Source organism: Ralstonia psammae (assembly GCF_958405935.1).
GTDB lineage: Bacteria > Pseudomonadota > Gammaproteobacteria > Burkholderiales > Burkholderiaceae > Ralstonia > Ralstonia psammae.
Genome location: NZ_CATZBU010000005.1, coordinates 270023 through 284623 on the forward strand (window position 1 = coordinate 270023; position 14601 = coordinate 284623).

Here is a 14601-nt window from a genome sequence, read left to right on the forward strand (position 1 = left end):
GGTGGTTTGCTTGTTTGAACCTTGGTGGTTCATCCCGCTTTTCGTCCCCTGCCGGGGCCGACTGGCTTTCTTTGTCTTGCCAAAGAAAGTCAGCAAAGAAAGGTGCGCCCGAGATGGCGACACCCTCCTTGAATTTGTGTAACCGGGCGGAGAAGGAGGCAAACTCGCTGCGCTCAAACAGCCTCCTTCCGTTTTCCGCCCGCTTACACAAATTCAAGGCGCCATCTAGGGCAGAAACTTCCACACAATCTGTGTGCTGCCCAAGGTGGCTCTTGTTTGTTGCTGCTGTTGCTGCTGTAAAAGTGAGTCAGCCCCGGCAGGGGATGAAACAAAGGATGAAACCTTCCCGCCGGAACAAGGCAAAAAAGCAAATCAAGCCACCTTGTGATCAGCCCGCCAGCCCAGACCTTCCACAGTCCCAGCCTTAGGCTTGTACTCACACCCAACCCAGCCGTTGTAGCCAATCTCATCCAGCCAACGGAACAAGAACTGGTAGTTGATCTCGCCCGTACCCGGCTCATTGCGCCCGGGGTTGTCAGCCAGCTGCACATGCTTGATCTTGTCCAGGTGGCGTCGCAGCGTGTTCGCCACTTCGCCCTCCATCCGTTGCATGTGATAGATGTCGTACTGCACGTACAGGTTGGACGCGTCCACGTCGGCAATCAGGTCCAGCGCCTGCTGCGTACGGTTCAGGTAGAAGCCCGGAATGTCGAACGTATTGATCGGCTCGATCAGCAGATCGATCTTCTCTGCGGCCAACGCCTTCGCTGCAAACTTCAGGTTGTCCACCAGCGTCTTGCGCGCAACGTCTTCGCTCAGGCCTTCGGGGCGAATGCCCACCAGACAGTTAAGCTGGCGCGCGCCGAGCACCTTGGCGTACTTGATGGCTTCGCCCACGCCTTCCTGGAACTCACCCACGCGATCCGGCAGGATGGCGATGCCGCGCTCACCGCCGTCCCAGTTGCCGGCCGGCAGGTTGTGCAGGACCAGGTCGAGCTGGAAGCGGTTCAGACGATCGGCAATCTGGTCGGCGTGGAACGCGTACGGGAACAGGAACTCCACACCGCGGAATCCCGCACGTGCGGCGGCTTCGAAGCGGTCAAGGAAGGCCTGCTCGTTGAAGAGCATGGTCAGGTTGGCTGCCAGCTTTGTCATGTTTTCTCCTTATCGGACGGTGAGGGGCGAGGCGCGTCGTCTTTACGCGGTGGCGCCTTCGGCTTCGGTGAGGGTGTCTTCCAGATCAAGCACCTCTTCAAACTCGACCACGTTGTCGATTTCCGTGCCCATCGCGATGTTGGTCACGCGCTCGAGAATCACTTCCACCATCACCGGCACCGAGAACTCGGCCATCAGCAGGCGGGCCTGCGCGAAGGCCGGTTCGATGTCTTCCGGCTTGAACACGCGGATCGCCTTGCAGCCCAGGCCTTCCACCACCTTCACGTGGTCGACGCCGTAGCCGTTCAGCTCCGGCGCGTTGACGTTGTCGAAGGCGAGCTGGACGCAGTAGTCCATGTCGAAGTTGCGCTGTGCCTGGCGGATCAGGCCCAGGTACGAGTTGTTCACCACCACGTGGATGTACGGCACCTTGAACTGCGCGGCCACCGCCATCTCTTCGATCATGAACTGGAAGTCGTAGTCACCCGAGATGGCCACCACGTCGCTGTTGGGCGAGGCCACCTTCACGCCGATCGCGGCGGGAATCGTCCAGCCCAGCGGGCCGGCCTGGCCGCAGTTGACCCAGTGGCGCGGCTGGTTGACCGACAGGAACTGCGCAGCGGCAATCTGCGACAGGCCGATCGTGCTCACGTAACGCACGTCGCGCGGGAAGTACTGGTTCATCTCGCGGTACACGCGCTGCGGCTTGATGGGCACGTTGTCGAAGTCCGAGCGGCGCTGCATCGTGCGCTTGCGCTTCTGCACGTCGGCGTTCCAGCTCTTGCGGCACGGCAGCCTGCCGGCGGCCTTCAGCTCGCGGGCCACTTCAATGAACTTCTCCAGTGCCGCCTTGGCGTCCGACACGATGCCCAGGTCCGGACCGAACACCCGGCCGATCTGCGTCGGTTCGATATCGACGTGCACGAACTTGCGGCCCTTCGTGTAGACGTCGACGCTGCCCGTGTGACGGTTGGCCCAGCGGTTGCCGATGCCGAACACGAAGTCCGAAGCCAGCAGCGTGGCGTTGCCGTAGCGGTGCGACGTTTGCAGACCGACCATGCCGGCGTTGAGCGGGTGGTCATCGGCCAGGACGCCCCAGCCCATCAGGGTCGGGACCACGGGCACGTTCACCAGCTCGGCAAACTCGACCATCAGCTTGGCGGCATCGGCGTTGATGACACCGCCGCCGCACACCAGCAGCGGGCGCTCGGCTTGACACAGCATCTCGATGGCGCGCTCGGCCTGGGCACGCGTTGCCGCGGGCTTGTAGACCGGCAGCGGGCTGTACGTGTCTGGGTCGAATTCGATTTCCGCGACCTGCACGTCGAACGGCAGGTCGATCAGCACCGGACCCGGGCGGCCCGAGCGCATCAGGTGGAACGCCTGCTGGAACACGCGCGGCACCAGCGCCGGCTCACGCACGGTGACGGCCCATTTCGTGACCGGCTTGGCGATCGACTCGATGTCGACGGCTTGGAAGTCTTCCTTGTACAGACGGGCGCGGGGCGCTTGGCCCGTGATGCAGAGGATGGGAATCGAGTCTGCCCAGGCCGAGTACAGGCCGGTGATCATGTCCGTGCCTGCAGGGCCCGACGTGCCGATACACACACCGATGTTGCCGGCTTCGGCGCGGGTGTAGCCTTCGGCCATGTGCGAGGCGCCTTCAACGTGGCGGGCCAGCACGTGATCAATGTTGCCGGCCTTACGCAGGGCCGAGTACAACGGGTTGATGGCGGCACCAGGCACGCCGAAGGCCGTAGTGATGCCTTCTTTTTCCATCACCGCAACTGCGGCATCAATCGCTCTCATCTTCGGCATGGGGTGTCTCCAGGAAGGGGAAGGTGGGAATCAGTTGGAGTTGATCCTATTCCCGCATGCCGATATGGATAAACGCAGCTTTCGTCAGTTGATTGCTAACTCCAGATATCGATTTATTTTGCGTGCCGCACCAATCCTAGGTCAGGCAAGGTGCTGAAAAGCCTTGCGGTAAAGCCATTTGGCTCTTTTTTGTGCGATGCAAAAAATCGGCCTGGCGCGAACGCATCGATCACATCGTCCGTCGTCATTTTGTCCATTCGTCACAGGTGATATGCGTCAGAAAGTGGCAATCCAGGTACGGAATGCTCCATAAAATGGTCAGACATTGCGAACTGGGATGATGGAATGGACAAGCTCAAGCAGATCGAAGCGTTCATCGCCGTGGTGGAACACGGCAGCATGGCCGCCGCCGCACTCACGCAGGACGTGACGCCCGTCATGATCGGCCGCCGCATCAACGCGCTGGAAGCCCGCCTGGGCGTGAAGCTGCTGCACCGGTCCACCCGCCGCATTGCGGTCACGGAGCAGGGCGCGGTGTTCATGGAACAGTGCAAGAAGGCGCTGGGTGAGCTGGACCGCGCGGAGCTGCTCGTTGCCGAAGGCCGCCACAAGGCCACCGGGCACCTGATCGTCTCGGCGCCCGCCGCCTTCGGTCGCAAGCACGTCGCGCCGCATGCGCCGGACTTCCTGCGTGCCAACCCGGACGTGCGCATCTCGTTCAACCTGACCGACCGCGTGGTCGACCTCGTACGCGAAGGCTACGACGTGGGCATCCGCATTGGCGGCGCCATCGACCCGAACTTCGTGGCGATCCGCCTGGCGTCGAACAAGCGCGTGGTGTGCGGCACGCCGGCGTACTTCGCCAAGCACGGTGTGCCCCGCACGCTGGATGATCTCGAGCGCCACAACTGCCTCGCCTTCAACCTGCAGGGCGGTCAGCAGCGCGGCTGGTATTTCCAGCAGAACGGCAAGGCCGTCACCGTGAAGGTGAACGGCAACCTCGACTGCAACGACGGTGAGCTGCTGCACCGCTGGATGGGCGAAGGCCTCGGCCTCGGCTGGCGCTCAACGTGGGAGATCCAGCCCGAGCTGGAATCCGGCGCGCTGATGACGGTGCTGGACGACTACGCGCTGCCCGACTACGACATCCTCGCCGTGTACCCGCAGCAGCGGCCGGTGCCGGCGAAGATCCGCTTCTTCATCGAACACCTGAAGTCGGTGTATGGGCAGGCGGGGTACTGGTCGCGCGGCAAATAACGCGCCGATCAATCCGAGATGACGACGCGTCCTTGCGTTAAATCCCGCAAGGCGTCTCTGGCCGAGGCTTCCGCCGAGACCGGCAGGCGCACCGCCAGCTTGACACCCGCATCGTAGCCAGCATCGACGAGCACGTAACCGCCTTCGTCGATCCAACGACGGATGCGCGCCTCATCGGCGTAATCGGTGGCGAGGGTGAGGGTGGTGCTTGCGATGCGCTCGACGCGTTCGGCCTGCATGAGGGCGGTGGCGATGGCATCCGTGTAGGCGCGCACGAGCCCGCCGGCGCCGAGTTTCACGCCCCCGAAGTAACGCACCACGGCGCCCAGCGTGCCGTCCAGGTCGTGATGGCGCAGCACTTCCAGGATGGGGCGACCCGCCGTGCCGGAGGGCTCTCCGTCATCGGACATGCCGGACTGGCCGCCCGCCAGGAGCGCCCAGCAGACGTGGGTGGCAGCGGGGTGCTCTGCGCGCAGGCGTGCGATCACGTCCATGGCGGCAGCCCGGTCTTCAACCGGCACGGCCAACCCGATAAAGCGGCTCTTCTTGATTTCCAGCTCGGCAGAAACCGGCGCGCGCAGCGTGTAGGTCGGCACGCGCGGTCAGGCGAGGAGGGCGGCTACGAGATCCGTCGCCCGGCCACCCGGCGATTCGAACTTGAGCGACGCCTCGGTGTGCGCCATGTGCTCTTCCATCAGGGCGATGGCGCCTTCCACATCGCCGCGCTTGGCGGCGTCCAGGAAGGCCGTGTGCTCGTCGGAAGAGCGCACGGCATCGTAGGTGGACTGATACAGCATCGTAATGACCGAGCTGCGCGCGGACAGCTCGCGCAGCATTTCCTTCAGCACGCTGTTGCCGACCACATCCGCCATCAGCAGGTGGAAGTCGGCCATCAGGCGGTTGCGGCGCGGCACGTCCGTACTGGCCGCAACACGATGCTCCTCGGCCAGGTGCTTCTCCAGCCGCTTGTAGTCGGCGGGCGTGGCTTTCGCGATGAATTCGCGCGCCAGCGCCACCTCGAGTACGCGGCGCACCGCGAAAACTTCGCGCGCCTCGGTCTCGTCCGGCTTTGCGACGAACGCACCGCGATCCGGCTCCATGCGGATCAGCTTGTCCTTGGCGAGCATCAACAGCGCTGCGCGAATCTTCGTGCGGCTGACGTGGTAGACCCGCGCCAGTGCCTCTTCGCGCAGCTTGGTGCCTGGCGGCAGCCGATGCGCGACGATCGCCTGGGCGATGTCGTCGGCAATGCCTTCGGAAGAGATGTCGGCGGCGGTGGTTTCAGTCATGGGGCCGATTTTACCGCCGTCCGACAGGAGGGCCGCTTCAGGCATGCGGCAGCGTGTGCACCGCAGCGGCCGGCGCGCCATGGCCGTGCGGAATCGCCTCACCCTCCTCGGTGATGTCGATCTTGCCGTCCAGCACTGCGTTGGCCCGCACGCGGTCGATGTCTTTCTCCCACGCGGCGATGACGACCGTGGCGACGCAGTTGCCGATCAGGTTGCCCAGCGCGCGGGCAATCCCGATGAACCAGTCGACGGAGAGCACCAGCACCAGGCCAATCGCCGGAATGGCGGGAATGACCGATAGCGTGGCTGCCAGAATCACGATGGCCGAACCCGGAATGCCGTGTGCGCCCTTGGAGGTGACGAGCGCCACGCCCAAAATCAGCAGCAGATCTTGCAGTGCCAGCGGCGTGTTGGTCGCCTGTGCGATGAACACGGCGGCCAGCGTCAGGTAGATCGAAAACGCATCGAGGTTGAACGAGTAGCCGGTCGGGATGACCAGACCCACCACCGAGCGCTTGATGCCCATCTTCTCCAGCTTGTTCATGATGGACGGCAGCACCGCGTCGGACGACGCCGTGCCCAGCACCACCAGCAGTTCAGCGCGCAGGAATCGGATCAGCTTGAAGATGTTGAAGCCTGCCAGACGCAGGATGCCGCCAAGCACCACCACCACGAAGATCGTCACCGCTGCGTAGAACAGCAGCACCAGGAAGCCGAGCTGCTTGAGCGAGCCCGCACCGTACTTGCCGACAGTAAAGGCCACCGCGCCCAGCACGCCCAGCGGTGCCAGACGGATGATCACGGCCATCATGCGGAACAGCACATGTGAGAGCTGATCGATCAGGTTGACCAGCGGCTTGGTCCGCTCACCCAGCAGCGACAGCGAGCAGCCGAACAGGATCGACACCAGCAGCACCTGCAGGATGTCGCCCTTTACAAAGCCGCTGACAAACGTATCGGGAATCAGCTTGAGGAAGAACGCGGCCACGCCGGTCGATTCCACCTGCTTGGCGGTCGTCATGTACGACGCCATGGCCGCCGGATCGAGCGATTTCGGATCCACATTCATGCCGTGGCCCGGCCCGAACAGATAGGCCAGCGCGATGCCCAGCGCCAGTGCAATCGTCGTGACGATCTCGAAGTAGATGATCGCCTTGCCGCCCACGCGCCCAACCTTCTTCAGCTCGCCGGCACCGCAGATCCCCACCACCACGACAGAGAACACGATCGGCGCGATCAGCATCTTGATCAGCTTCAGAAAGCCATCACCGAGGGGCTGCAGTTTCTGCGCAAATTCCGGCGCCCAGATGCCTAGCGCGATGCCTACCGCCAAGGCAATCAAAACCTGCCCGAACAACGGGCGCGTAAAGCGTTGCATGGTGAATCCTCCTTTGGATTACTGGTGTCTCAAGCCCCGCGCAATCGTCTAGTTCGGTCTGCTGCGATTGTCGTCACGGCTTTGTTTCGCTCAGTGCATTGCAACAAATTGTTGCCTCGAATTGTTGAGCGTTGACGGCATCATAGGCGATCCAATTTTTGTATGCAATTTTTGAATTCACATGCTAGGATCGGCTCACGCAGTCCCGCGAAGCCTTGTGGTTCCGCCATCTACGCTGCACTTCCGGCGTTCCCATCGCCACAGTTTCGAGTGTTTTTACTCGCCGTTTTAGTTCGATGGGCCGGCCGTATAACATCCAGAGACAAACACCAAGGAGTTCCATATGGCGATGCCTACGCTCGATCCGAACGCGCCGGATTTCACGCGCCGATATCCCAACCTGGCGGACCCCCGCCTTGGCGCAGAGGCCACGTTCGCGACCGACGAATTTTTTGCGCCGAAAGACCGCATGCTCAACCCCGAGCCGGCGGTTTTCATTCCCGGCAAGTACGACGACCACGGCAAGTGGATGGATGGCTGGGAAACGCGCCGTCGCCGCAATGGGGGTTATGACCACTGCATCGTCCGCCTGGCGCGCCCGGGCGTCGTGAAGGGTGTGGATATCGACACCAGCCACTTCACCGGCAACTTTCCGCCGGCCGCTTCCATTGAAGCCGCCTATCTGCCGGAGGGCGAGCCGACCGAGGCCACGCAGTGGACTGAAATCGTTCCGTCGACCACGCTGCAAGGCAACAGCCACGCCTACGTGGCCGTGACCAGCACGCAAGCCTTCACGCACCTGCGCGTGAACATCTTCCCGGACGGCGGCATCGCGCGCTTGCGCGTGTACGGCCAGCCGCAAGTCGACTGGAAGGGCGCCGACCGCACCCAACTGTTCGACCTGGCCGCCATGGAAAACGGTGCCTATGTGGTCGAAGCCAACAACGAACACTTCGGGCCGGCTTCGCGCATGCTGATGCCGGGCCGTGGCGTGAACATGGGTGACGGCTGGGAAACGCGCCGCCGCCGCGAGCCCGGCAACGACTGGTGCGTGATCGCCCTGGCCAACCCGGGCCGCATCCGCAAAATCGAAGTCGACACCGCGCACTTCAAGGGCAACTTCGCTGATCGCGTGTCCATCCAGGCCGCACGTGTGGTGGGCGGCACAGACAGCTCGCTCAAGACGCAGGCGATGTTCTGGCAAACGCTGCTGCCCGAGCAGAAGCTGCAGATGGATCTACAGCACTACTACGAAGCGGAAATCGCGGATCTGGGCATCGTGACGCACGTGCGCTTCAACATGTTCCCGGATGGCGGCGTGTCGCGCCTGCGCCTGTGGGGGGTGCTCGAATGAGTCAAGAGACCGCCGCACGCATTGAGCTGACCATCGAGCCGCTGACGCGCGAAGCCTTCGCGCCGTTTGGCGACGTGATCGAGCTGGAAGGGGCCAAGCAATTCCCCATCAACCAGGGCACGACCATCCGCTTTCATGACCTCGCCAACGTGGACGTGGGCGAGGGCGGCCGCGCGCTGATCAGCCTGTTCCGTGGCCAGCCGCGTACGCTGCCGTTCGAGGTCAAGATGCTGGAGCGCCACCCGCGCGGCAGCCAGGCCTTCATCCCGCAGAACGACAAGCCGTATCTGGTGGTTGTCGCTCCGGCGGGCGAGCTGGATCCGTCCAAGTTGCGCGCGTTCGTCTCGCGCGGCTGGCAAGGCGTGAACTACGCGCGCGGCGTGTGGCATCACCCGTTGCTGGCCCTGGGCGAGGTGAGCGATTTCCTCGTCGTCGACCGTGGCGGCGAAGGTCACAACTGCGACGAGCAAGACCTGGCCGAATCGGTGTGGTTGACCGCCGAAGCCATGCAGGCCGCGCAGTAAGCATCGCGCCATCGGTGCCAATCCTGAGCCCCCGCACGACGGGGGCTCAGTCACTTTGAATCCCCGTCCCACCCCAATCACGGAGACATCGACATGACCCAGGCTCAACTCGCCACCCCCGGCATCGATGCGGACATCCGCGCGTTTGTCGAGGCCGCGCACGCGCAGCAGATCGACTTCCTGCGCGAGCTGGTGAAGGTGCCGTCGGACAATCCGTCCGGGGACTGCGCCCCGCACGCGGCGCGCGCCAAGGCGCTGCTGGAAGCGCTGGGCTTGACGGTCGAGGCACATGCCGTGCCGCAGGCGCAGGTGCGCGCCGCCGGCATGGTCAGCGCCACCAACCTGATCGTGCGCCACACGTTCGGCAGCGGCGGCCCCACCGTTGCCATGAACGCACACGGCGACGTCGTCCCGCCCGGTCTGGGCTGGACGCACGACCCGTACGGCGGCGAGATCGTCGAGACCGAACACGGCCCCACCATGTTCGGCCGCGGCGTGGCGGTGTCCAAATCGGACTTCGCCACGTACACGTGGGCGCTGCTCGCGCTGATCGAGGCTGAAAAGCGCGGCGCAAAGCTCAACGGCACGGTCGAACTGCATTTCACGTACGACGAAGAAACTGGCGGCGACATCGGCCCGAAGTGGCTGCTGGACCAAGGCCTGAGCAAGCCCGACTACGCGATCTCGGCCGGCTTTGCGTATGGCATCACCTCGGCGCACAACGGCTGCCTGCACGTGCAGGTGACCGTGCGCGGCAAGCAGGCGCACGCTGCCATGCCGCAGACGGGCATCGATGCCATCGAAGCGGCCACGCACATCCTGCACGCCGTGTATGGCTATCGCGCAGAACTCGCAACGCGCCAATCCGCCGTGCCGGGTATCGATCACGCAACGCTCAACGTCGGGTTGATCCAGGGGGGCATCAACACCAACGTGGTGCCCGATCTGGTGACGTTCCGCGTTGACCGCCGGATGATTCCCGAAGAAGCCGGGCGCGATGCAGAAGGCGAACTGCGTGCCGTGATCGAGCGTGCTGCAGCGGAACGGCCAGGGATCGAGGTTTCAGTCGAACGCATTCTGCTGGCGGAGCCTCTTGCTGAGCTGCCGGGCGTGGAAGCGCTGATTGGCGCGCTGCGGCGTAATGCGTTGGTCGTGTTCGGTGGTGATGTGCCGGTGCATGGCGTGCCGCTGTATACCGATGCCCGGCATTACACGGCGCATGGCGTGCCCACGGTGCTCTATGGCGCGGGCCCACGTACGTTGATGGAGGCGCGAGGGCACAACACGGATGAGAATCTGCGGTTGAATGATCTGCGGGGCGCGACTGTGGTGGTTGGTTGCGCAGTGGCGGAGTTGTTGGGCGGGTGATTGCTGCTGCTTGATGGTCTTCGTTTAGGGTCGACTTGTGTCGGCCCTTTTTGCTTGTGCCGTTTGGATTTTGGGTTGCGGTTGGAAAATCCACGAATCCCCCCACAACCAACCACGAAACCATCCAGCATCGCGGCTGCGCTTAAGATGGCGGCACGTTTCATCAAGCCAACGCCAGAGCCCATGCAGATCTACCACAACCCCCGCTGCTCCAAATCCCGCACCGCTCTCGAACAAGCCCAATCCTTCGCAGAAAAAAAAGGCGAGCAACTCGACGTCATCGAGTACCTGGTCACCCCGCCCACACTGGCGGACCTCAAAAAGCTCGCGGCGCAACTCGACACCCCGCTGCGCACCCTCGTCCGCGAGAACGAAGACGAATACGCCCAACTCAATCTGGCCGATGCATCGGATGACGCGCTGCTCAAAGCCATCGCGGCACACCCGAAGCTGCTGCAGCGCCCGGTGCTCGTTCGCAACGGCCGCGCCACCATCGGCCGCACGCCCGAAGCGCTCGACGCGTTCCTGAAGTAATTCGCCATGCCCCACAAAGTTGAACGGCCTGCCGATTTCCATCGGACAGGCCGTTCAGGGGTGGCCGTATCTCGCCTTGCGCGAGGGCCGGGGCTGCGTCCGTCAAGACGCGCAAGGGCACCGGTTTATTCCAGGCCCATCCATCGGGCCATTTCTGACCCGAAACCAACTGCCAGCAGGGCAGCAAGCACCACTGCCAGCGCCGCCGCGGTCGACACCATGGCGACTTTCATGACTTCTGCGTCGTGGTGCACGTTGCTGCGCGTGTGATGCAGATGCTCCGCACGCATGCTCAACGGGACCGCCTTCGCAGATGATTTGCGATGCCAATGCAAGCGCTCCGTCATCGCTCGCAAGTGTTGCGTGTCAAACGCGTCACGGGAAAATCGCATCGCGGCACCTCCCGTTGTTGACTGATAGCCGACGCCGGCACGCACCGGCGTCGGGGGTACGTGCGGCCCGAAAACGATACGGCAAGCAAATGGCGTATGCGAGTGGCTTTGCTTGTCGGCGCCGGGTGGCGCAGTCGTCTGGTCGCCTCGCACAAGCCCAGCGTAGACGGGGGTTTGCAAGGCCGCAAGTTGCGTTGCGGCATGGTGTGCGCGTCACGCGGGCAAGAGGCAAACCGTGTGCGGGTTTTCGCGAAATGCGTGATGCGGCCGGCGCTCAATCCTGAGCAGATGGGTGGGTCACTTGTGCGGCGGCGCGCTCGGCCTCTCGCTTGCGCAGTTCGGCGAGCATGTTGCAGAAGAGCGCGCCTTGCTCTTTTGCGTCATCCAGCGCGATATGCGTGTGCGGCAGTGGGTCGTGCCAGTGCTCGGGAAAGGCCGCTTTGACGTTGCGCCGATACGGCATGCCGGTGAGCGCAAAGGCCAGCGTCTTGATGTCGAGGGCCGCCCAGCCAAACGGCGAGCGCCCGGCAAAACGCATCATGTACCAGAACATGTACGTGAAATCGAAGCCCGCCGGAAACGCCACGAACACGGGCTTGCCGGGCAGGCTCTCCACCCATTCCACGTAGCGCGGCAGCGCCACCTCGGGCGCTTCGAGGTTGGCGCGGCATGCAGCCCACGCCTCAGGCTGCGTTTGCCACCATTGCATCTGGATCGGGTGGCCTTCTGCGCCGGGCAGCGTTTCCAGGTTTGCTTCAAACGTGCCGACGAGTGTCTTGTCGGCCAGGTACGCCGCGCTGGCAAAGCTCAGCATCGAATGCGGGCCAGGGATGGGGCCATCGGCTTCGATGTCGGTGCTGACGTAGATTTCAGGCCGCGTGTCGGGGGGCTGGTTGCCCCGCTTGCGGCGGGGTTTGTCGGCAGGCGCAGCGGGCGCGGTGTCGGCGAACGGGTCGTCGCTCTCGTTGGTGTTTTCGGTGGCGTTCTCGCTCATGCTGAGCCTTCGTTGGCAAACAGGCGATCAGCGACGTACGGGTTGCTGGCGCGCTCATCGCCAAAGGTCGAGACCGGCCCATGGCCCGGCACAAAGGTCACGTCGTCGCCGAGCGGCCAGAGCTTGGTGCGGATCGCGTGGATCAGGTCGGCATGGTTGCCGCGCGGGAAATCCGTGCGGCCGATCGACCCCGCGAACAGCACGTCCCCGACGATGGCGATGCGGTCTTCCGCGCTGAAGAACACCACGTGACCGGGTGTGTGGCCCGGACAGTGGAAGACCTGCAGCGTGCGGCCGGCGGCTTCCACGGTGTCGCCGTCTTCCAGCCAGCGGTCGGGCACGAATGCCTTGGCGGGCGGAAAACCGAAGCGCTGGCTTTGCGCTGGCAGTTGATCGATCCAGAACGCTTCATCCTTCTGCGGCCCTTCGATGGGCACGCCAAGCTGGGTGCGCAGGGCATCGGCGGCGGCGCAGTGGTCGACATGGCCGTGCGTGAGCAGGATTTTTTCGATGCGCGCGCCGTGTTGCTTGGCGGCGGCCAGGATGCGCTCGATATCGCCGCCCGGGTCGGTGACCGCAGCAGCACCATCGTCGCCAATCAGCAGCGTGCAGTTCTGTTCAAACGGCGTAACGGGGACGACAACGACTTTCATGTGATCTTGTGTGCGCATTCGCACGTGGGAGGGATAACCCGATTGTATCGGGCCGAGCCCGCGCCAGCACTGGGCTCGCGGGGTGCGCTGTTACATCAGAAAGAAAAAATTACAAAATTGATGTGAGATGACAGCATGATGCGAGCCTTTTAATAGGAAATGTAAATAATCGATCAAGGCATGCATGTTAGACTCGCGCCCATGCTCAAGTTGACCCTCCCGACTTCCAGCCTTTCGGCGGGCCGCACGCTGCGTGCCTGGCTGACGCATGGCACCGCGCTGCTGGTGCTGGCGGGCTGCGCTGCCGTTCCTGGCGAACCGCCCACGGGTGGGCAATCCGCTCTTCAGGCCAGCAAGCCCGCTGCGCCCGCATTGAAGCTGGCCGACCCGCGCGACAACCCCGATGCCTGGGGCACGCTGTCGTTCCGTGGCGTGCCGGATTCGAGCAGCCTCAAGCTCGACGAGAACACCGATACGAGCCCCGGCCTGCGCGCCGACCTTGGTACGTTCGAACAGCGCGGCCTGGCCTCGTGGTACGGCCGCGGCTTCCACGGCCGCCGCACCGCCAGTGGCGAGCGTTTCGATATGAACGCCTTCACGGTGGCGCATCCGTCGCTGCCCCTGCAGAGCTGGGTGCTGGTGCGCAACCTCGCCAACGACCGCGTGGTCGTGGCCAAGGTGACGGATCGCGGCCCGTACTACGGCAAGCGCATCCTCGACATGTCGTATGCCGCTGCCAAGCGGCTGGACTTCGTCAAGCGCGGTTCGACGCAGGTGGAAATCCGCCGCCTGTCGCGCGCTGAAGTCGAAGCGCTGCGCCCCGAGCTGACGCAGACCGACGTCGCCAGCAACGATGGCGATGCCGATGTGGGCGGTGACGAATCCGCACCCGTGAAGAAGAAGGCGATCAAGCGTCGCGCCAAGCGCCGCTGAGCCACTGAGCCGCTGAGCCACGGGTTCAGCCGCCCTCCTGCCTCATCAGTCCTTTCCCTCGTTTTTCAACGCCAGCGCGCTCTGATACAGCGTGTCTACCGGCGCCCCCGTGATCGCTCCGGCCAGCTTGGCTGCGCGCTTGGCCGGAAGTTCGGCCAATAGCAGACGCAAGACCTGATCGGCTGCCATCGCGGTCGGTGCCGCGTCCTGCGCGCCTGCGCCTTCCACCACCACGACGAATTCGCCCTTGCCGTGCGAGGCATCGGCGGCAAGCCATGCGGGTGCGTCCGCAGCGGGCAGCACGACGATCTGCTCGAACAGCTTGGTCAGCTCGCGGCCGATGAGGATGCGTCGTGCGGGCACGTGTTCTGCCAGCGCGGCGAGCGTAGCTTCGATGCGATGCGGCGCCTCATACAGAACCCATGCCGGCCCGTGCGCCGCCCATTGGCGGATGGCGGCCTCGCGCTGCCCGGCCTTGGGCGGCAGGAAGCCGACGAAGGTGAATTGCCCATTCGACGTGTCGAGCAATTCCCCTGCGGCGGAAAGCGCCGTCACCACTGCGCTGGCGCCCGGCAGCGGAATCACGCGCTGGCCCGCCGCGCGCACCGCCTCGACAATGCGCGAGCCCGGGTCCGACACGCCCGGCGTGCCCGCATCGGACACATAAGCGACGCGTTCACCCTGCGCCAGCCGCGCGACGATGCGCGCAGCGGCTTCGCGCTCGTTGTGCTCGTGTGCCGCAAGCATCGGTCGCGACAGGCCCAGCCGATTGAGCAATTGCCCGGTGTTGCGCGTGTCTTCGCAGGCCACCGCGTCGACGAGGCCGAGCACGTAGCGCGCCCGCAGCGACACGTCGGCAGCGTTCCCGATGGGGGTGGCCACCACATATAATGCGCCGGCGGGATAGTGCTGGTCGTGCGCCAGCAGGGTCCAGTCAGGATCACTCACGAGA

At 64.1% G+C, this 14601-nt stretch carries 15 protein-coding genes; 6 read left to right on the forward strand and 9 right to left on the reverse strand.

Features of this window, described 5'->3' with window-relative positions:
* Positions 1 to 372 precede the first annotated feature (372 nt).
* Together hyi and gcl are read right to left on the reverse strand one after the other, a co-directional pair.
* A complete protein-coding gene (gene hyi / locus R2N16_RS13350; protein WP_316666207.1) occupies positions 373 to 1155 on the reverse strand; it encodes a hydroxypyruvate isomerase in 783 nt (260 codons plus the stop codon).
* 42 nt (positions 1156 to 1197) lie between these two features.
* Entirely contained in the window at positions 1198 to 2973 is a 1776-nt protein-coding gene (gcl, locus tag R2N16_RS13355; protein WP_316666208.1) for a glyoxylate carboligase, read from the reverse strand.
* 345 nt (positions 2974 to 3318) lie between these two features.
* On the opposite strand from gcl, the gene R2N16_RS13360 reads away from it, so the two are divergent.
* Positions 3319 to 4230: a LysR family transcriptional regulator gene (locus R2N16_RS13360; protein ID WP_316666209.1), complete on the forward strand. Its 912-nt coding sequence runs from the start codon at positions 3319 to 3321 to the stop codon at positions 4228 to 4230.
* An 8-nt stretch (positions 4231 to 4238) separates the two neighbouring features.
* Here R2N16_RS13360 and R2N16_RS13365 read toward each other — a convergent pair whose 3' ends face one another.
* The 3 genes from R2N16_RS13365 to R2N16_RS13375 are packed head-to-tail and all read right to left on the reverse strand — an operon-like array spanning position 4239 to position 6897.
* Positions 4239 to 4826, reverse strand: a complete 588-nt coding sequence (locus R2N16_RS13365) for an IMPACT family protein (protein WP_316666210.1) — start codon at positions 4824 to 4826, stop codon at positions 4239 to 4241.
* A 6-nt stretch (positions 4827 to 4832) separates the two neighbouring features.
* The gene (locus R2N16_RS13370; RefSeq protein WP_316666212.1) at positions 4833 to 5519 is read right to left on the reverse strand and encodes a GntR family transcriptional regulator; all 687 of its coding nucleotides are present in this window, start codon (positions 5517 to 5519) and stop codon (positions 4833 to 4835) included.
* Positions 5520 to 5556: 37 nt separating this feature from the next.
* The gene (locus R2N16_RS13375; protein WP_316666213.1) at positions 5557 to 6897 is read right to left on the reverse strand and encodes a C4-dicarboxylate transporter DctA; all 1341 of its coding nucleotides are present in this window, start codon (positions 6895 to 6897) and stop codon (positions 5557 to 5559) included.
* Positions 6898 to 7240: 343 nt separating this feature from the next.
* On the opposite strand from R2N16_RS13375, the gene alc reads away from it, so the two are divergent.
* The 4 genes from alc to arsC all read left to right on the forward strand — a co-directional run bounded on the left by alc (position 7241) and on the right by arsC (position 10677).
* Positions 7241 to 8251, forward strand: a complete 1011-nt coding sequence (gene alc / locus R2N16_RS13380; protein ID WP_316666214.1) for an allantoicase — start codon at positions 7241 to 7243, stop codon at positions 8249 to 8251.
* Complete coding sequence (locus tag R2N16_RS13385; protein ID WP_316666215.1) at positions 8248 to 8775, forward strand: ureidoglycolate lyase; 528 nt, start codon at positions 8248 to 8250, stop codon at positions 8773 to 8775. The genes alc and R2N16_RS13385 overlap by 4 nt, the downstream gene beginning before the upstream one ends.
* A gap of 93 nt (positions 8776 to 8868) precedes the next feature.
* On the forward strand, positions 8869 to 10143 hold the full coding sequence (locus R2N16_RS13390) for a M20/M25/M40 family metallo-hydrolase (RefSeq protein ID WP_316666216.1): 1275 nt from the start codon (positions 8869 to 8871) through the stop codon (positions 10141 to 10143).
* A gap of 183 nt (positions 10144 to 10326) precedes the next feature.
* A complete protein-coding gene (arsC, locus tag R2N16_RS13395) occupies positions 10327 to 10677 on the forward strand; it encodes an arsenate reductase (glutaredoxin) (RefSeq protein WP_316666332.1) in 351 nt (116 codons plus the stop codon).
* A 125-nt stretch (positions 10678 to 10802) separates the two neighbouring features.
* Here arsC and R2N16_RS13400 read toward each other — a convergent pair whose 3' ends face one another.
* The 3 genes from R2N16_RS13400 to R2N16_RS13410 form a co-directional block, all read right to left on the reverse strand.
* On the reverse strand, positions 10803 to 11069 hold the full coding sequence (locus R2N16_RS13400) for a hypothetical protein (RefSeq protein WP_316666218.1): 267 nt from the start codon (positions 11067 to 11069) through the stop codon (positions 10803 to 10805).
* 274 nt (positions 11070 to 11343) lie between these two features.
* Entirely contained in the window at positions 11344 to 12063 is a 720-nt protein-coding gene (locus R2N16_RS13405) for a PolC-type DNA polymerase III domain-containing protein (protein ID WP_316666220.1), read from the reverse strand.
* Positions 12060 to 12716, reverse strand: a complete 657-nt coding sequence (locus R2N16_RS13410; RefSeq protein WP_316666221.1) for an MBL fold metallo-hydrolase — start codon at positions 12714 to 12716, stop codon at positions 12060 to 12062. The genes R2N16_RS13405 and R2N16_RS13410 overlap by 4 nt, the downstream gene beginning before the upstream one ends.
* Positions 12717 to 12917: 201 nt before the next feature.
* On the opposite strand from R2N16_RS13410, the gene R2N16_RS13415 reads away from it, so the two are divergent.
* Positions 12918 to 13649, forward strand: coding sequence for a septal ring lytic transglycosylase RlpA family protein (locus R2N16_RS13415; protein WP_316666223.1), 732 nt, complete (start codon positions 12918 to 12920; stop codon positions 13647 to 13649).
* Positions 13650 to 13694: 45 nt separating this feature from the next.
* On the opposite strand, the gene rsmI is transcribed toward R2N16_RS13415, so the two are convergent.
* On the reverse strand, positions 13695 to 14597 hold the full coding sequence (gene rsmI, locus R2N16_RS13420) for a 16S rRNA (cytidine(1402)-2'-O)-methyltransferase (protein ID WP_316666225.1): 903 nt from the start codon (positions 14595 to 14597) through the stop codon (positions 13695 to 13697).
* Between the last annotated feature and the right edge of the window lie 4 nt (positions 14598 to 14601).